The sequence below is a fragment of the Bacillus sp. EU63 genome (genome assembly GCF_038592915.1).
GTDB classification, from domain to species: Bacteria; Bacillota; Bacilli; order Bacillales; family Bacillaceae; genus Bacillus; species Bacillus velezensis.
This window is the reverse complement of record NZ_CP151944.1, coordinates 263,963-281,376: the sequence shown is the minus strand read 5'-3', so window position 1 is coordinate 281,376 and position 17,414 is coordinate 263,963. Positions and strand designations below refer to the sequence as shown.

Sequence of the window (17,414 nt, the reverse complement as noted above, 5' to 3'; positions counted from 1 at the left end):
TGATATGGTTCAGCCGATTTGCAGGCCGTAATCTGTCGCAATACGGGCCAGTCCGCCTTGGTAGCCTGAGCCGATCGCGGAAAATTTCCATTCGCCGTTATGTCTGTAAAGCTCCCCTGCGATAATGGCTGTTTCAATTGAGAAATCTTCAGCCAGATCATAACGGATCAGCTCTTCATTTGTTTCTTCATTGACAATGCGCACGAACGCGTTGGAAACTTGTCCGAAGTTTTGGCCGCGCGCTTCCGCTTCATGAATCGTGATGACGAATGAAATTTTGTCAATAGCGGCAGGCACCGCGCTCAGGTTGACCCTTACGCTTTCGTCATCGCCTTCGCCCTGGCCTGTCAGGTTGTCGCCTGAATGTGCGACAGAGCCGTTTCCGCCTTCAAGCTGATTATAGAAAATGAAATCATCGGGCGACGCGCATCTTCCTGCTTCATTTAATAGAAAGACGCTGGAATCTAAATCAAAATCATGTCCGCCGTCGTATTTGTTTGTATCCCAGCCAAGGCCGACAACGACTTTAGAAAGACCCGGATTTGTTTTAGTCAAATCTACTTTTTGTCCTTTTGCCAATGAAATTGCCATGAGTGCACTCTCCTTTTTATCGTTTAGGCGTATCGGTTAACGATATCGCCGATTTTTGTATCGTTTGTGCCTTCTCCTACTGCGGCGAATTTCCACTCGCCGTCCTGGCGGTAGATTTCCGCCGCGATCAGGCTCGTTCTGCCTGAATAGTTATCTCTTAAATTGTAAGTCACCAGTTCTTCGCGATTAGCCTGATCAACAACGCGGATGAACGCGTTTTGAATCATGCCGAAGTCCTGTTTTCGTCTGACGCAGTCGTAAATATTGACGACAAACACAAGTTTATTAATCTGAGCGGGCACTTTCGCTAAATCGATGAGAATTTGTTCATCATCGCCGTCGCCTTCACCCGTCAGGTTGTCACCCGTATGTACGACACCGCCGCACCGGCTTTTCAGATTGCCGAAATAGATGACGTTTTTGCTGTCTGTCATTTTATCATTTTCAAGCATCAATACGGAAGCGTCACAGTCGATATTGGCACCGCCTCCGCCGAACAGCTTTCCGAAAAAGCCGCCGGATGATACAGGGTCCCAGCCGAGTCCGACCAGCAGTTTTGACAGGCCGGCTTTTCCTTTTGTTAAATCAATCCGCTGTCCTTTTTGTAAAGAGATCGCCATATGATTCACTCCTATTCTGTAAGGGTGCCGCTAAGCACGCCGCAAGTGCGCATTTTCACTAAATTCCGGGACAAGAATCCCGGTGTTTATTAAGATATACGTCTTTTATTATATCAAAGTTTCATAAAACATAAGAATTTTTGGCGAAAAACGGCGAAAAATTACTTCCTATATTCTCCTTCGTTCCGGAGAGAATAGAGAAAACAAAGAAATTGACGGGGACTGAACATTTTTCCTATCCTTGTATCAATACATGTCAGGAAAGGGGCAGACGAGTGATTGATTTAAGCATACTTGATCAGGCGCCCGTATCCAAAGGAAACGGGCCGCACGAGACGCTCCGCCGTTCAGCAGAGCTCGCCCGCCTCAGCGAAGGATGGGGCTATAAGCGGTACTGGTTTGCCGAGCATCACGGCACAAGAGGGCTCGCAAGCGTTTCGCCGGAAATTATGATCGCTCATACCGCCGCAGCCACAACATCCATCCGTGTCGGATCAGGCGGCGTGCTGCTGCCGCAGTACAGCCCCTATAAAGTCGCGGAAACTTTCCGTCAGCTTGAGGCGCTGCATCCGAACCGGATTGACCTCGGGGTCGGACGCTCACCGGGCGGCACAACGAAAATCCGGCTCGCCCTCACAGACGGGGTAAAGAAAAGCATGACCGAATTCAACAGGCAGCTTGAGGATTTATCATCCTTTCTGACAGATTCGATTCCCTCGAACCATGCTTATGCAGGAATAAAAACAGCGCCTTTGATTGAAACAGCCCCGCAGCTTTGGGTGCTCGGACTCGGGGAAAACAGCGCCAGACGCGCCGCTCTTCAAGGTGCGGGCTATGTCTTCGGCCATTTCATTAATCCGGAACGCGGGGAAAAAGCTTTTCAGATCTATCGGGACCATTTCCGGGCCTCCGCCCATTTTTCCGCTCCCGCCTCGCTCTGTGCCATTTTCGTCATATGCGCGGCTACGGATGAGAAAGCGGAAGAACTCGCGTTAAGCCAGGATTTATGGCTTCTTCGTGTCGGAAAAGGCGCCGACAGCCGCGTGCCGAGTGTGGAAGAAGCGAAGGCTTATCCGTATTCGCCGGAGGATCGTAAACAGATAGAAGAAAACAGGAAGCGGATGGTGATCGGCTCTCCTGCCGCAGTGAAACGCCGTCTGCTTGAACTTTCCGAGCGGTATCAGACAAAAGAGATAATGGTGCTGTGCAACGTCTTTGATTTCGAAGCAAAAAAAGAGTCATATGAGCGTCTTGCTGATATATTTCTGTAAAAAAAAGCCGTCAAACGGAGCAGCAGATGAGACTGCTGCACCGCTTAACGGCGATTTTTTCGTTCTTTTCCTTTTTTAAACGCATTCCAAATCCCCTGCAACGTAAACCCGAGCAGAAGCAGAATGATTAACAGTAAAGTGATTGACGGCCCAGGAGGCGTTCCGAGCTGGTACGAAGACGTCAGCCCCATGAACACACTGAAAAGAGAAATAATAATAGCCGCCGCAAACACCCATTTAAACCCTTTGGCAATACGGATTGCAAAAGCCGCGGGCAGTACGAGGAGCGCGGAAACGAGCAGCACGCCGATAATCGGAATAATGACCGAAATCGCCAGCCCCGTCACGATGCTGAATGACATTGACAGGAGGTTTGTGTTAATGCCTGATGTCTTCGCCGTCGCCTCGTCAAAGGTAAGCAGATAGAGCGGTCTGTTTAATATAATGAAATAAAGCAGAATCAGCAGGGTAATGCCTCCGATAATATAGACCTGCTGCTGGCTGACCGTGACAAGCGATCCAAATAAATATTGATCGATGCTCATCGATGCGCCGCCTTTTGACAGGCTGATCAGAAACATCGCAAACGACAGCCCGGCCGCCATTAAGATTGCGATAGATACCTCTGAATATGTACGGTACGCCCGCCGCATGTATTCAATGCCGATCGCTCCGATCGTGACGACAACAATGCTCGCCGCCGTAATATTGGTACTGAGAAAAAAACCGATGGCCACGCCCGACAATGAAATATGAGACAGCGTATCCGCCATCAGCGCCTGTCTTCTCAGCACGAGATATACGCCTAATATCGGCGCCATAATTCCGATCATGCTTCCCGCTAGAAAAGCTCGTCGCATGAATTCCAAGTCAAACATTTCCATCCGCCTTTTTCCCCCTTCTCAAGCCGTATAACTTTATCCAGATACTGCTGTACTTCGTTTTGTTCGTGTGTCACCATGACGACGGTGCGGTTGTGATTTTTCACCTGATGGTGCATAAATTCGTAGAAACCCTGTCTGCTTTCATAATCAACCGCTGTTGTCGGCTCATCAAGCATCAGCAGATCCGGATTGCTCGCAAGCATTCTCGCAATGCAGATTTTCTGCTTCTGTCCGCCGGATAAATCGCCGATTTTCCGGTGGCGGAAATCCCACATTTCCACCATCTTCAGCGCGTTTTCCACCTCGTGGTGATCCGTTTCGTTCAATCGTTTAAACCATTTTCCTTTCGTATAACGGCCTGATTGCACAAGCTCCAGAACAGTACTTGGGAATCCTGCGTTAAATGAAGAAATCTGCTGCGGAACATAGCCGATTGTCAGGCGTTTTCCGGCTGCGTTTTTTTTACTGATCTCGGCCGTTCCTTCCCAAGGTCTGAGCATGCCGAGCATGACTTTCATCAGCGTCGATTTTGACGCGCCGTTCGGCCCTGTAATGCCGACGAATTCGCCGCTTTTGATTTCCAGCGACACGCCGTCAAGCACCGGTGTATGCGAATAACCAAAAACGATATCTTGTAATGTAACGAGATTCATGCTGACCTTCCTTTCCCGCATAGAAATAGTGTGCACCCCGCGGCGCACACTATGTTATTTAACCAATAGCGAATCTTTCAGTGCATCAAGGTTTTTCTCCATAATGTCGATATAACCGATGCCTTTATCCCGTTCTTTTTGGCTTAAACCTTCCAGTGTATTGAGCACTTCCGTTTTCGCGCCGATTTCACCGGCAAGTGTATCTGCAACTTTAGGCGATGCAACTTCTTCAAAGTAGATGATCTTCACATCATGCTTTTTGGCAAACGTTTTGAGATCCGCCAGTTTGGCCGCACTCGGCTCTTCTTCAGGAGAAAGGCCTGCAATCGCGACTTGTTTTAAGCCGTATTCTTTGGCGAGATAGCTGAATGCCGCGTGCTGTGTGATCAATTCTTTTTTCGCCGCTTTATTTAATGTTGTACGGTATAGTTTATCAAGATCCTGCAGTTTTGCAATATATTCTTTACTATTTTTCTCATAGTATGCTTTATTCTTCGGGTCCTGTTTTACGATCTGCGCCGTAATGGTTTTGACCTCTTTTTGCGCAAGAACCGGGCTGAGCCACACGTGAGGGTCCATGCTGTGGCTGTGGTCATGACCGCCGTGTCCATGTTCCTCTTCCTCTTCATCTTCATCCGAACCTTCGAGTAAGTCAATTCCTTTTGACGCCTTTACAAACTTCGCATGATCAGAGCTCATGCTTTTTTCCGCTGAAGGAACCCATGTCTCCATATATTCGCTGTTGTATACGAAAAGATCGGCGTTTTGAATGCCGGCGATATCCTTCGGCGTCGGCTCCCAATCATGGGGTTCGACCGAAGACGGGATGAGAATGTCTACATCGCCTTTGTCTTTGACAATTTGTTTCGTGAATTCGTACATAGGATAAAAGGTCGTCACGACGTGCAGTTTGCCGCTTTTCGAAGAACCTGACGAACCTTTTGAAGATGAATTGCCGCATCCCGCCGCGATTAAAAAGCATGCCGCAATGACAATGATTCCGCTCCATTTTTTAAACAAGCCGTTTCCCCCTGTTCTGTAAATCAGAATGATGACGATTTCCAAAGCGTACTTTCTCTTTCATTTGTTACCTATACCATAATAAAACGAAGTAATTACGTTTTGCAAGATATTTTTTTCTAAATTGATATCCGATTTACCTAAAAAGCCCCCGCCATGTATGGACGGGGGCGTCGTATCACATATCAGGCAAGCAGATAGACTCTTGTTTCATAAGGGCGGAATGTGATGCGGGATTCCGCGCCGCCGTTATTTTCATAGTTGCTGAGAAGCAGCTCGGCGCTTTCAGGTTCGGAGCCGTCCGGCCAATAAAAGGCGGCTTCTTCTTTCGATACGTTGCTGATGGACATGAGTTTTTGTCCGTTTGCCTGTCTTTCATACACAAACAGCTGCGGGTCATCGGGAAACAGCAGCGTGTAGCTGCCTTTTATGATATCAGCATACTGTTTTCGCAGGCGGATCAGTTTTTTGTAAAAGTTCAATATAGAATCGGGATCATCCTGAGCCTCGGCAGCATTGACGGTTTTGTAATTGGGATTGACCTTCAGCCACGGTTCGCCCTCCGTAAATCCGGCATTCTTGCTGCCGTCCCACTGCATCGGTGTACGGGCATGATCGCGGCTTTTCGCCATAATGGACGCCATGACTTCTTCTCTGTCACGACCCATTTCAAATACCCTTTTATGATACATATTGACGGTCTGAATATCTTGATAATCCTCTATTCTGTCAAACGGAGCGTTTGTCATGCCGATTTCTTCCCCCTGGTAAATGTACGGCGTGCCTTTCATGAAATAAAGCAGGGCGGCAAGCATTTTGGCGGATGCTTTGCGGTATGTGCCTTCGTCTCCGAAACGGGATACGATCCGGGGCTGGTCATGATTGCACCAATACAGCGTATTCCAGCCTTGATGTTCCAGTTTTTCCTGCCAGTCTGTGAGCACTTTCTTTAAATCGGACAGCTCAAGCGGTTTTACATCCCAATGCTCTTGGCCCGGCTTTTGATCAAGCTCCATATGCTGAAAATGAAAAATCATATTCAGTTCATGCTCATCGGTTCCCGTGTAGACGAGCCCTTCCTCAGGCGTCACTGATCCGGCCTCGCCGACTGACATCACGTCATATTTGGAAAATACCTCTTTCGTCATTTCTTTTAAGTAATCATGTATCCGTGCCCCGTTTGGCCGGAAAGGCTTCGGATCGGCCCGGCGGGCGATGTAATCTTCATATGGCGGCAAATATTCTTTTTTTGACAGAAGATGAAGCTGGTCTATTCGCAATCCGTCCACGCCTTTATCGAGCCAAAATCTCATCATCTCGTATACTGATTGCCGAACCTCGGGATTTTCCCAATTCAGATCGGCTTGTTTGACGGCGTTCATATGCAGATAATATTCGCCCGTATGTTCTTCGTACTGCCAGACGGATTGTCCGTAATCCGACACCCAATCGGTCGGCGGGCCGTCCGTGGTGCCCGGCCGCCAAATATAATAATCGCGGTATTTGCTGTCCTGATTCATTTCCGCCTCTTTGAACCAAGGATGCTCCGTGGATGTATGATTTAAGACGAAGTCCATCACAAGCTTTAATCCGCGGCTGCGGCATTCTGTAAGCAGATTGTGAAAGTCCTCCATCGTTCCGTAGGATTCCATAATCGCTTGATGATCCGTCACATCGTAGCCGTTATCAACGTTTGGCGACGGGTAAATCGGGCAGATCCATATCACATCAGCGCCAAGTTCTTTTATATAATCGAGACGCGCGATAATCCCCCGCAGGTCGCCTATGCCGTCGCCGTTCGTATCTTGAAAGCTTCGCGGATAGATTTGATAGACAACGGCGTCTTTCCACCAGTCACTCGCCATAAAGTTTAATCTCCTTTATTTTTAATAGATGATTTCCTTATTTTTATTAAATGTAAACAAGGTCTTCCCTATATTCCCCAAACGCAATATGACCACTTGAGCCACAGACCGAAAAATAAAAAATCCAATTATTACAAGATATATTTACAAAATTGCAATAATTGGTTATTATTTGATTATTCTGATTTATGAGAAGGCACTGCCTCAATTGAAGCAAAAAGCGCCAAAGACTTACTGGAAGAAATAGGGGACAATTACGAAGTTACGATTGAGTAGAGTAATCGAGAAGAACTTAGCTGTCCTAAGTTCTTCTCTTTATTGTATTTAACATTATCGGAAAGGATTAAATCATGATTAAAAACAGAGCGCTTCTTTTTGTTGTCAGCAGTAATTTTATACACAAATTAACTGAAAATATATATGACCTCGTTCTCCCCTTATTAATACTTTATTTCACAAACTCTCCAATTTTAATGGGGGTTTGCTACGCTTTAGGTTTTTTGGCGGATTTTCTTGCAGCATATTTTGGCGGTGCCGTTATAGATTCATATAATAGAAAAAAGGTACTTATCTTCATTTCAATATCCCAGGCATTCCTCATTTCTTTCATTCCGATCTTCCATGAATTTCAGATCCTAACGGCACCCCTTGTCTTATTTATTGCTTTTTTTATTGATCTGCTGATCGCGATGTATGGTTTAACTGACATATCTATCATTCCTGAAATCGTGAAAAAGAGTGATCTGCCCTCAGCTAATTCTTTTTCTCAGATCGCTTTATCAATAGCTACTTCAATCGGCCCTTCAATAGCCGGTTTATCATTAACCATATTTGGTTTATTTAACAGCCTATGGTTTACGTTTTCAGGTTTTTTGATCCTTATCTTCTCGCTTAGATTAATAAACTACTCAGATAAAGAGATAACAGCTGCTGCAACTCCTAAGGAAATTCTCAGGAAAAGTTTTGAGGGTCTTAAATATACCCTCTCGATTAAAGTCTACAAGCTGCTGACGTTATGGAACCTATTTATAAATTTAGGGTTAACAGGTGCGGTTCTCATGATTATGTTCAAACTCAAAGAAGAGCTTCATATCACGGAAACACAAATCGGTTTCATTTATACGCTAAGTGCTGCAGGCGGAATCATTAGCGGTCTTATTCTTCCCTACGTGCACCGTTTTTTCAAGTCAGCACATGCATTGTTTATTTCATCTTTCATGACTGCATTGTCTTTACTGATTCTTGCACACAGCGATCATTGGCTGACAATCGGAATTCTTAATTCCATTTTAATGGGGAGCATAGGTTTGAATTCCAGACTTGTAAGTTTGCTTTTTCAGACTCATGTCCCTGCTGATTATTTAGGACGAGTTTTTAGCGGTTCAAGGCTCATCTCAACATTACTGGCTCCCCTTAGTGTTTTAGCCGCAGGCTATTTTTCTCATAAACTTGGTACTTTGCATGTGTTCCAGGCAGGCTCATTTATTATAATATTGACAAATATTGTTTTTCTGTTCACTTCACTTCGACACGAAGACTGGCGTCTCCTAAAAGAAGAAAGTGACGTTAAAAATGAGAAATTAGTATAATTTTCACTCCAGCTGAGACGGATAAAGCGTCATGCCTCCGTCGACGAAAAGTGTCGTTCCGGTCACGTAACTCGCTTCTTCCGACACCATCCATGCGGCGGCCGCGGCGACTTCTTCCGGTTTTCCGAAGGCGTTCATCGGAATTTTTTTCAGCTGGGCCTGTTTATGTGTTTCATCTTCCAGATCCTTATTGGACTCCGTGGCGATCGTGCCGGGAGCGATGGCATTCACCCGGATGCCTTTGTCTGCGTAATTGAGCGCCATCGTTTCCGTCATCATTTTGATTCCGCCTTTGGATGCCGAGTACTGCACGTTTTCAGGGCGGGGTATTTGCTGATGAACGCTCGATATGTTTAAGACCGTTCCTTTTTTGCCGCGCTCGAGCATATGTTTCAGTGCCGCTTTCGCCCCCAAAAAGGTGCCGGTCACGTTGACGTCGATGACCCTTTGCCAATCCTCCAGGCTCATTTCATGGGGCATCGCTTCGGCTCCGTTAAAGCCGGAATTGTTGACCATCACGTCCACGCCCCCGAAATGCTCCTGCGCGGCATGAAACAGCGCCTGAATCCCTTCTTCTGAGGATACATCGGCTTTTACGGTGACGGCTCGGCCTCCCGCTTTCTCAATGATGTCCGCCGCTTCTTCCGCTCCGGCGGAATCACCGAGGTAGTTCACAACCACATTCATCCGCTCCTTGCCGAAGCGTTCGGCAATGGCCTTTCCGATTCCTTTCGAAGAACCTGTTACGATTGCTGTTTTTCCCTGTAAATCCTGATACATTGTCTCTTTTCCTCCCTGATGTTAATACAGAGCATGTACCCGGTTTTGATCGGCTGAAAACAAAAGGGATCATAAAAAGAACGATGAAACCGAAGCTCCCTCGTTCTTTTTTTTCATTATGCGTAGTTGTTCATTTGCAGCCTTTTTTGCACGCCGACAAGCCTGCTGAAAAAATAAGATGCCGCTTTGTAGTTCTCCCGTTGATGAAAGAAATGAGCCGCGTCCTGAAGCAGTTCCTCTGTGTCAGCCAACAGCTCTTTTGATTCCAGAATGTCAAAATACTCTTTGAGCGAATCCTGTCCGCCTTCCCCCTGATAAAGCTCTTTAATCAGACGGAATTTCGTCAGATAGATCTCATCTTCCCATTCCGCCGCGCTTCTCATGCCCCGCGCGCAGCTGGCGGCGGCTTCACTGTATTTTTCCGTTTTAAAGTAGATATGCGTGAGTGAAAAAACAGCCTGGATGACCTGCCGGAAGCTGTGTGCTTCAAATCCGGCGGCCGCCCGTTCAAAATCCTCCGCCGCCTTGCAAAAGTCACCCAGACTGTACATACAGTGCCCGATATTATAATAGGCCGCAGCAATCATATATTGATCATCAAGCCGCTCCGCGTGCTCCAAGGCGCATTCGAGGTATTCCAGCGCTTTTTTATGCTGCTGGGCGTCCATCAGATTTCCGGCAATGATAAATTTGCACTGCACCCTTCTCATTCCGTATAATTCATATTTCTTGTAAATATCAAGCGCCTGTCCTGCGTAATTCATCGAAAAGAAAGTCTGCTTGATATGATAGTACACCTCAGAAATTTTATACAAAAACTCGGCTTTCTCTATGTCATCTTCCACATATTCAAGTTTTTCCTCAGCCCGCTTATAATGAGAAATCGCTGAGATGAAGTTTTTCTGCTTAAATTCATACATTCCCCTGAAATAGTAAAAATAATATTCCAGTAAGCCGGTCAGCTTTTGCTGGTTCATCTCAATCTCAGTGAGCATTTCAGAGAACGGAGGCTGGCAGTCGCCGTCTTTCATGGGTTTTAATTTATCCAGCATGATGCGGTGCCGAAATTCCATCAATGAAAAATACAACAATAAATCCTGGTTCTCTTCCATATCTTCGAGTTCAAATTGAATCTCCCGCTTCAGCGCTTCAGCTTTATCGGCTTCAAACGCGCGGATCAGCTTATACCATTCATTCATCTTTACGGCCACTTCTTCAGATGGAATCTTGGATTTCATAGATTTGCCTCCTTCCTCCGGCTACTAATTATGTTATATTTTATCATAGCAAATTTATGGCAGTGAGCAAACAAAGATTTTAACCAATTAAAGAAAGAGAGAATTCACCATGAAACTATCAGTCAGAATTGCGCTGCTTTTGATCCTCTTCTTTTCCGCAGACCTATGTTTTTCCTATGTGCAGAAAGAATTGAGGCCGCAGACGGCATTACAAGACAGAGCCATTCCAAACGCTCTTCATCCGCTCGTGAAACAGAATGCGGAGCTATTGCGGACGGCCGCTCTGAAAAAAGGCATCACCGTCGTTATCACAGAGGGTTTCAGATCAATTGAGGAACAAAACGAATTGTACCGTCAAGGACGTTCAAAAAAAGGAAATATCGTCACCTACGCAAAAGGCGGGGAATCTTACCACAATTACGGCCTTGCGATCGACTTCGCCCTGCAAAAAAAGGATGGAAGCCTGATTTGGGATATGACGTACGACGGAAACCGAAACGGCACGCCCGATTGGCTTGAGGTCGTATCGATTGCCAAAACGCTCGGTTTTGATTGGGGAGGCGATTGGAGAGGCTTTAAAGATTATCCTCATTTACAAATGATCCCTGGCTAATAAAACCTTTTCTTTTTTCGCTTTTGCGCATCAATGTACGGAGGATAGACAGGCCTGTACACAAGCTTATATCCTTCATTGCCGGACGGCGTAAAATCGCGCTGCCACTCCAGCCGCAGATGGAAATCGGATAAAAAAGCGGCCTTTGCTTCTTCGGGAGTAACGGCCGGCACCGGATTGATCTTCTCCAGCTGCTCCGGGTCAATGTCAGGCGCCATGTAAGCTTCCACAAGCCCCGTTACGGGACTGACAAGTATTCTCGCAGCGCCGAACCGCAGCGGAATATCCTGATGCCATATGGAAAAATGGAAGCGGAACCTGCCCCTTCCGTCCGTTTTCAGCGGGTTCATTTTAAAAAACTCGTCCGCTCTCGGATAAAGTTTGTATAAAAATTGAAGCGCGACGGCCTCACACTCTTCCGCAGAATAAAAGGCCGGGCCCTGATGCTCAATAAAAGATTTAAAGGCTGTCATTTTCCCTGTCTTTTTGTCCGTTTTCATCTTCATTGTATTTTTGTTGCTGCTTTCAAAATAGCTTTCGATACTCAAATCTTTCCGTTCCGGAACCGACCCTTTCCGCCATGTCGTTCCGATCTCATCCCCGAGATCGCGCCGGCGCGTCTGAACCATATCCGCGGTAAACCCCATTAATTCATCCAGGCTGATTTCCCGTTTATGTTCAAACGCGGGAAGCGGTTTTGCCGGCTCATTCCTGTCTTCGCAAAGCTGCTGATCCGGCACGATATCATCTTCACCGGCCGGATAGCTGTAAGCCGGCAGAATCGGTTCATAGACGAGACGCGGTATTTTCTCAAAATTGACCACATCATAGACGAGACTGAATGTCAGCACACTCATATAATGCGAGACGACTTTTTCCCGATCGACGAATGTTTCCGGAACGGGCGCTTCACCCTTATCCCCGTAATAGATAAACTGCACGACGAAGCCGCTCCTGGTTACATCAACGAAAAAACCTGAATCGGGAAGCGGCCGGCCGAGCACTTTTTTTGTATAGATAAATCGGATGCACCCATTGCGTTCTTCCCTCGCCTGAAAGATGAAATTCATAAAAGTAAGCGGGCGGTGTCTCGCCGCAAACCGAAGAGCCGTCAGCTTTAATTCGGCGTCTGACAGCTGCATGTCTGAACCCGGACAGTCGTTGCGTGAATAAGTAAGCAAAGATCCGTCGTCGCCCAGCTCAATCGTGACCGTTTTATCCGGCTGGTTACGATCTTTCCATATATAATAGGCTTTCGTTTTTTGTTTTTCATCATAATCTTCTATTTCAAGCTCATAGTGCGGCGGTATGTTCCCGATTTCCAGCGCTTTTTTTCTCAGATGTTCTTTCAGCAATGGGGTCATCCTTTCAGAAGAGTGTATAAAAAAGAACTGTTTTTTATTATATAAAAACGCCCTTATCCTTTTAAAGGGAAGAAAGTGCCTTTTATGTGTCTATTTTTAGCAAAGAGGGAAAAGAGCCGTATTCAGAGCGGCACTTTTTCATACAAATGTCACATTCCCTCTGAAAGCCCCGGGACGAACGCCCATGACCTTCAGCCTATTAAACTCGTAATCACTTCTCCCGTATGAGCCTCAATAAACCGCGGGAAAACCGGTTTGTATACGAGCCTGTACACTTTCCCGGAGCTGTCGTCATCGTAACAACGATCCCAAGCGAGCTCTGCTTTGATGGCCCGGCGGATCGCGTCCTTCGCCTCTCCCAATGTCAATGAAGGAACGGGATCGATTTCCTCGAGCTCTTTCGGATCAATTTCCGGCGGCATATATACAGTGACAAGACCCGTCTTTTTGCTGACACAGATTCTCCCCTCTCCGAATCGCAAATCAACACCGCCCGGACAAGCCTTAAATGTAAGCCCTGCGTTTTCTCCTTCATCATCCGGTTCATCATATTGAACCCGGAAATACTGATCCGCTTCCGGAAACATGGCGAACAAAAAGCGGATGGCCCTGTGATGGCATTCTTCCTCGGAAAACACCGGTTCGCCTTCAACTTTTATAAATGACATCACCCCGGTGAGCCGGCCCGATTCTTTATCATACCTTGTTTTCAATACGTGTTCATTCCGTTCTTTTAACAGACTTTCAAAGCTTTTATCTTCCCGTACGGATTTTGTTTTTTCAGGACGCCAGGCAATGCCGATACAGCCCTCTCCAAGATCGCTTTCCCTCTCTTTATAAAAACCGTCGTGCAGCCCGATCATGTCATTGATGCTCATCTTTTCCGCTTCAGGTGCAGGGCGTGAAATCGGGACATACGGCAGCGTGTCGTCTTCCAGCTCTTCATATTCGTCTATTTCTTCATTCTCTTCCTCTTCCTTCAGATCGGCCGATATCGGCCGCGTCGGAGACACGATTTCATAGACGAGATGGGGCTTGTCATCCCCCTGCACATAGACGGACTGATGCAGCACGGTGAACAACAGCTCTGCTTCAATATGTTTGACAAAGTGAGCCAATGCTTCCCGCTTGTCCGCAATTGTTCCGGGTCTTACAAGATTATCGGCCTTCCCATGGTAAGAAAAGCCGGTTACTTCCCCTGTCAAAGACAGATCGACGTAAAACCCGGTCAGCGGGAGCGGCAGACCGTCAGCCATCTGAACATAGGAATATCTCACATCACCATCATTGGCGGAGCCGCTGTTTTCCAATTCGAACTCAACCAATGCCCCAGGACGATGGGTTTCTAAAAACGCCCGCATCCGTTCTTCTATGTCCGATTCCGAAAGAGGCGGCAGATCAGTCCGGAAAGCCGGACGGGATAAGTATTTCAGTTTTCCGTCCCGGTCTAATTCGACCATGATGCCGGCTTCCGGATCATTCTTATCTTCCCACCAAAACAGAACCTCATCTTCCTGGTATTCTTCCACATTACTCTCATAGCGGGCAGGTACGTTTCCGATTCGGAGAGCCAGCTGTTTCAACTCTTCTTTTTTCATCATAACACTTCCTTTTCTTCCAAAAAGATTGATGATTACCAAGACTCTTTTATACAAAACTAGTATAATTAACCTGTCTGTCTTCATGACTATCGAATTAATAACAACAGGGGGTAAACCAGATGTCCATCAAAAAAATGAGCGCCGTGTTTTTCATTCTGCTTCTCACGGCATTTACCGCCGCATGCAGCAGCGAAACGAGCGGCGGCCAGGAAAGCAGCACGGCGAAAGTGAAAATAAAAGAGACGGCATGGGCCGCTTCAGACGATACTGAACATTCGGCCGCGCTGAAAGTAACGGTCACCGTCAAAAATACGGGCAAAGACCCGCTTACCGTCAAAAGCAGCGACTTCTCGCTTTATCAGGATGACGCAAAAACAGCCAAGGCCGATAAGGAAGACTTGTTGCAGAGCGGCACGCTTCATGCGGGTAAGACAGTGACGGGCAATCTGTACTTCACGGCTGACGAAGGCAAATCCTATGAATTGGTATATCAGCCGCAGGCAAAAGACGCGAAGCCTTTATCTTATAAACTGAAAGTCAAAGGCACAGCCTCAAACGCAAAACCTGACCCGGCGGACGCATTATCCGCCTACATTGATGTGATGCTGTACGGCAAGCACAATAAAGATTTCACCCGCCTGACCGGTGTAAATGAAAAAATGACGGCCGCCGCATATCAGGAATCGGCGAAAGCCAGCTTTATCACCTCAGCAGGCATTTCACAAGAACAGGCGGATTCAAAAGCCATTACCGCTATTATTGACGCCATGTCATCAGCGCTTCGGGATAACACGGAGCTCAAGGTGCATACCAAATCCATGTCAGGCAAAAAAGCCGTCCTTGAAGCAAAAGTGACGCCGCTTGATATGTCTCCGCTTGCGGGCCAGCTGCAAGACCGCGTGCAAGACTATGCCGGAAAGCACCCTGATGCTGATGAAAACGAAATTGTCAGCCACCTTCTTTCTGTCTATCCGGAAGAGTTTATGCGCCTGAAACCGGCTTCTTCTTCCGTTACAAGAGAAATTGAGATGAAGAAAAACGCCCGCGGCCAGTGGTATCTGGATACAGACGCCGATCTGGAAGGATTGACAGAAGCGTTTTTGAAAACGTCCTGACAACAAGAAAGGAAATAGCGCAGGCTATTTCCTTTTTTTATTTTCACTTAAAGATGTCACTGATAAATTGAACCTCATCCTCGGTTAACTGCACATGAAGCGCGTCCAGATTGTGTTTCAGCTGGTCGGGGCGTTTGGCTCCGGGAATGATCGCATCCACCGCCGGCTGCGACAGAAGCCACGCGAGTGCGATATGCGCTGTCTGCGCCCCTTTTTCTTCCGCAACGGCCCGAAGCTTATCCACTCGCTCCAGGTTTTGGTGAAAAGCTTCTCCCTGAAACGGCGGCCTGTTCTTTCGGCTGTCCTCAAAGACTGTGTCTTTTGTAAACTTTCCCGTCAGCAAGCCGGAAGCAAGCGGAAAATAAGGAATAAAGGAAATGCCGTTCTTTTCACAATAAGGCAGCAGATCGTGCTCCGCCTCACGCTGAATCAGTGAATATTCCGATTGAAAAACCTCTAAATAGCCGTCGGCGTTAAACTCCTGCAATTGCCGGAAGCTGAGATTGGACGCGCCGATTGCTCTGATTTTCCCTTCGTCCTTCAGTTCTTTTAACGTGCCCGCCACTTCGGAGAGCGGTGTTTTGCCGTCAGGGAAGTGGACGTAATACAAATCAATCACGTCTGTTTTCAGCCGCTTCAGGCTGTTTTCCGCCTCACTCCGGAGAAATTCACGGCTGTTGTCCAGCTCGATCTGTCCGTTGACCTCTTTGTGCGCGCCTTTTGACGCAATCACGAGGCTGTCCCGCACGCCGCGCTCTGCGACAACTTCACCGATTAACTCTTCGGAACGCCCCAAACCGTATATAAACGCCGTATCAATAAAATTGACGCCGCCGTCCAGCGCTGTGCGGATGAGTTCTTTTCCCGTTTCATCATTAAGATTCGGAAACAGATTATGTCCTCCGACCGCATTAGCGCCAAAGCCGATACGCTTTACCCGTAAATCCGTCCTGCCCAGCGTACGTGTCTCATCCATGGCTCAGGCTCCCTTCCTTTTATCGCTCTGTTTAGTATTAGATAACCGGTAAGAATTATCCTGCCTGAGAGCCTATCTATAGAAAAAACCTTGAAAAGCGTTTGCCCTTCAAGGTTTTTTTGCTGTGTATTAAGATGTCAGAGCTGCGGCGAAGCGTTCGGCTTCATCCGTGAGAGCACCCTCGATTTCCTTATAGCGGCTGGAAATCGTTGAGGCGCTGACGCCGTACTTCTTCGCCAGCTTGGCTTGAGAAACGGACGCGCCGTTCAGAGAAATGCTGTTCACGTAATATTCGACCGCCGCCGCGAAAGCTTCAGGCTTTCTGATCGTCGGTGTTTTTTTGACACAGAACGTTTTCCACAGATCAATCACGGCCGGAACCAGCTCAGCCGGGTATTCATCCCCGCTCAGGCCTTTTTCAATGGCGTCCGCCGTTTCCTTCTCCATGTCGTTCGCCCACTCTGTCTGTTTTTCTTCAGCAGCCTGCTCAGACTCTTCCGCAGTTGTTAAAAGAGCGGCCAGCACAGTGTCGAAGTTTTCCTGCATAAAGCGCTCAGGCGATTTGCCTTCCGCAAGGGCCGGGGCCGCCGCCTTTTTCACTTTGCTGATTAGAGCTTCGGTCCGCTTCACAGGGAAGATCGTAAATTGCATGAAGAACTCCGCTTTTTCCGCTTCGTGGATCGGATAGCCGAGAATCAGGCTTCCCGCCGGCGGAAGATCCTGCTGGCTGACGTCCATTTCCACTTTGAATTGTTTTTTCGTCATCACATCTTCAAAGTGAATCATTCCTTCTTTCACATCTTCAAGCACCATAACGGCAGGTGTCATGCTTTTCCATGATTCAACGATTTCCCGTGTTTTCGGGCGGTTGATCCCGCCGGCTTTTTTCTGAAGATATTCTTCAAAAATCGTCTTGCCGCCTGCCAGCGGACGGAAGAAAATTCCCCAGATGCCGAGGTTGAAGACTCCGATGTCTTTTGTCTGTCTGTCCAGCTCCGTAATGAATGCGTGCTGGTTAATAAATGATGATATGCCGTCTCTATGTGCTGTAAAGGCGTACTCCATTAGGCTTTCCTGAATCTGTTTCGCTTCTTTTGCCGCGATGTCTGCCGGAATGGCAGCTTCTTTGCTTCCGCAGCATTTTTTATATTTCTTCCCGCTGCCGCATGGGCAAGGGGCATTTCTTTTCACTTTTCCCACAATAAACCCTCCGAATTCTGATATAACTTTATTA

The 17,414-nt window shown here is 47.2% G+C and carries 16 protein-coding genes; 4 read left to right on the top strand and 12 right to left on the bottom strand.

What is annotated here, in order from left to right; all coding sequences use genetic code 11:
- Positions 1-9: 9 nt before the first annotated feature.
- Both NYE38_RS01530 and NYE38_RS01525 read right to left on the bottom strand, forming a co-directional pair.
- The gene (locus NYE38_RS01530; RefSeq protein ID WP_003156648.1) at positions 10-591 is read right to left on the bottom strand and encodes a TerD family protein; all 582 of its coding nucleotides are present in this window, start codon (positions 589-591) and stop codon (positions 10-12) included.
- 23 nt (positions 592-614) lie between these two features.
- On the bottom strand, positions 615-1,211 hold the full coding sequence (locus NYE38_RS01525; protein ID WP_015239102.1) for a TerD family protein: 597 nt from the start codon (positions 1,209-1,211) through the stop codon (positions 615-617).
- Positions 1,212-1,486: 275 nt separating this feature from the next.
- Between NYE38_RS01525 and NYE38_RS01520 the strand changes: the two genes are divergently transcribed.
- The gene (locus tag NYE38_RS01520; protein WP_017419355.1) at positions 1,487-2,482 is read left to right on the top strand and encodes an LLM class flavin-dependent oxidoreductase; all 996 of its coding nucleotides are present in this window, start codon (positions 1,487-1,489) and stop codon (positions 2,480-2,482) included.
- Between the two features lie 44 nt (positions 2,483-2,526).
- On the opposite strand, the gene NYE38_RS01515 is transcribed toward NYE38_RS01520, so the two are convergent.
- The 4 genes from NYE38_RS01515 to NYE38_RS01500 form a co-directional block, all read right to left on the bottom strand.
- Complete coding sequence (locus NYE38_RS01515) at positions 2,527-3,366, bottom strand: metal ABC transporter permease (RefSeq protein ID WP_007409044.1); 840 nt, start codon at positions 3,364-3,366, stop codon at positions 2,527-2,529.
- Positions 3,324-4,019 carry a metal ABC transporter ATP-binding protein gene (locus NYE38_RS01510; protein WP_063636915.1) on the bottom strand — a complete coding sequence of 232 codons (696 nt, stop codon included), beginning with the start codon at positions 4,017-4,019 and terminating at the stop codon, positions 3,324-3,326. Before NYE38_RS01510 ends, NYE38_RS01515 begins: the two co-directional genes overlap by 43 nt.
- Before the next feature lie 54 nt (positions 4,020-4,073).
- Positions 4,074-5,039, bottom strand: a complete 966-nt coding sequence (locus tag NYE38_RS01505) for a metal ABC transporter substrate-binding protein (RefSeq protein ID WP_025650183.1) — start codon at positions 5,037-5,039, stop codon at positions 4,074-4,076.
- Positions 5,040-5,224: 185 nt separating this feature from the next.
- On the bottom strand, positions 5,225-6,904 hold the full coding sequence (locus tag NYE38_RS01500; RefSeq protein ID WP_128974173.1) for an alpha-glucosidase: 1,680 nt from the start codon (positions 6,902-6,904) through the stop codon (positions 5,225-5,227).
- Positions 6,905-7,254: 350 nt separating this feature from the next.
- On the opposite strand from NYE38_RS01500, the gene NYE38_RS01495 reads away from it, so the two are divergent.
- Positions 7,255-8,493 carry an MFS transporter gene (locus NYE38_RS01495; protein ID WP_017419352.1) on the top strand — a complete coding sequence of 413 codons (1,239 nt, stop codon included), beginning with the start codon at positions 7,255-7,257 and terminating at the stop codon, positions 8,491-8,493.
- Positions 8,494-8,496: 3 nt separating this feature from the next.
- Here NYE38_RS01495 and NYE38_RS01490 read toward each other — a convergent pair whose 3' ends face one another.
- Together NYE38_RS01490 and NYE38_RS01485 are read right to left on the bottom strand one after the other, a co-directional pair.
- Positions 8,497-9,273, bottom strand: coding sequence for a glucose 1-dehydrogenase (locus NYE38_RS01490; protein WP_017419351.1), 777 nt, complete (start codon positions 9,271-9,273; stop codon positions 8,497-8,499).
- A gap of 116 nt (positions 9,274-9,389) precedes the next feature.
- Positions 9,390-10,511 (bottom strand): tetratricopeptide repeat protein, encoded by a 1,122-nt coding sequence (locus NYE38_RS01485; protein ID WP_014416837.1) that lies wholly within the window; start codon positions 10,509-10,511, stop codon positions 9,390-9,392.
- Between the two features lie 109 nt (positions 10,512-10,620).
- On the opposite strand from NYE38_RS01485, the gene NYE38_RS01480 reads away from it, so the two are divergent.
- Positions 10,621-11,124: a M15 family metallopeptidase gene (locus tag NYE38_RS01480; RefSeq protein ID WP_017419349.1), complete on the top strand. Its 504-nt coding sequence runs from the start codon at positions 10,621-10,623 to the stop codon at positions 11,122-11,124.
- On the opposite strand, the gene NYE38_RS01475 is transcribed toward NYE38_RS01480, so the two are convergent.
- Together NYE38_RS01475 and NYE38_RS01470 are read right to left on the bottom strand one after the other, a co-directional pair.
- On the bottom strand, positions 11,121-12,479 hold the full coding sequence (locus NYE38_RS01475; RefSeq protein WP_063636917.1) for a YcdB/YcdC domain-containing protein: 1,359 nt from the start codon (positions 12,477-12,479) through the stop codon (positions 11,121-11,123). The two genes, NYE38_RS01480 and NYE38_RS01475, sit on opposite strands and share 4 nt — an antisense overlap.
- 200 nt (positions 12,480-12,679) lie before the next feature.
- On the bottom strand, positions 12,680-14,086 hold the full coding sequence (locus NYE38_RS01470) for a YcdB/YcdC domain-containing protein (RefSeq protein ID WP_110085287.1): 1,407 nt from the start codon (positions 14,084-14,086) through the stop codon (positions 12,680-12,682).
- Positions 14,087-14,208: 122 nt separating this feature from the next.
- Between NYE38_RS01470 and NYE38_RS01465 the strand changes: the two genes are divergently transcribed.
- Positions 14,209-15,204, top strand: coding sequence for a DUF5105 domain-containing protein (locus NYE38_RS01465; RefSeq protein ID WP_017419346.1), 996 nt, complete (start codon positions 14,209-14,211; stop codon positions 15,202-15,204).
- Between the two features lie 43 nt (positions 15,205-15,247).
- On the opposite strand, the gene NYE38_RS01460 is transcribed toward NYE38_RS01465, so the two are convergent.
- Positions 15,248-16,180 (bottom strand): aldo/keto reductase, encoded by a 933-nt coding sequence (locus NYE38_RS01460; protein ID WP_014416832.1) that lies wholly within the window; start codon positions 16,178-16,180, stop codon positions 15,248-15,250.
- Positions 16,181-16,309: 129 nt separating this feature from the next.
- Entirely contained in the window at positions 16,310-17,380 is a 1,071-nt protein-coding gene (locus NYE38_RS01455) for a helix-turn-helix domain-containing protein (protein WP_017419344.1), read from the bottom strand.
- Positions 17,381-17,414: the final 34 nt, after the last annotated feature.

Coding starts and splice junctions, on each gene's coding strand:
- NYE38_RS01530 (WP_003156648.1), bottom strand. CDS start 591: ATGGCAATTTCATTGGCAAAAGGACAAAAAGTAGATTTGACTAAAACA.
- NYE38_RS01525 (WP_015239102.1), bottom strand. CDS start 1,211: ATGGCGATCTCTTTACAAAAAGGACAGCGGATTGATTTAACAAAAGGA.
- NYE38_RS01515 (WP_007409044.1), bottom strand. CDS start 3,366: ATGGAAATGTTTGACTTGGAATTCATGCGACGAGCTTTTCTAGCGGGA.
- NYE38_RS01510 (WP_063636915.1), bottom strand. CDS start 4,019: ATGAATCTCGTTACATTACAAGATATCGTTTTTGGTTATTCGCATACA.
- NYE38_RS01500 (WP_128974173.1), bottom strand. CDS start 6,904: ATGGCGAGTGACTGGTGGAAAGACGCCGTTGTCTATCAAATCTATCCG.
- NYE38_RS01495 (WP_017419352.1), top strand. CDS start 7,255: ATGATTAAAAACAGAGCGCTTCTTTTTGTTGTCAGCAGTAATTTTATA.
- NYE38_RS01490 (WP_017419351.1), bottom strand. CDS start 9,273: ATGTATCAGGATTTACAGGGAAAAACAGCAATCGTAACAGGTTCTTCG.
- NYE38_RS01485 (WP_014416837.1), bottom strand. CDS start 10,511: ATGAAATCCAAGATTCCATCTGAAGAAGTGGCCGTAAAGATGAATGAA.
- NYE38_RS01480 (WP_017419349.1), top strand. CDS start 10,621: ATGAAACTATCAGTCAGAATTGCGCTGCTTTTGATCCTCTTCTTTTCC.
- NYE38_RS01470 (WP_110085287.1), bottom strand. CDS start 14,086: ATGAAAAAAGAAGAGTTGAAACAGCTGGCTCTCCGAATCGGAAACGTA.
- NYE38_RS01465 (WP_017419346.1), top strand. CDS start 14,209: ATGTCCATCAAAAAAATGAGCGCCGTGTTTTTCATTCTGCTTCTCACG.
- NYE38_RS01460 (WP_014416832.1), bottom strand. CDS start 16,180: ATGGATGAGACACGTACGCTGGGCAGGACGGATTTACGGGTAAAGCGT.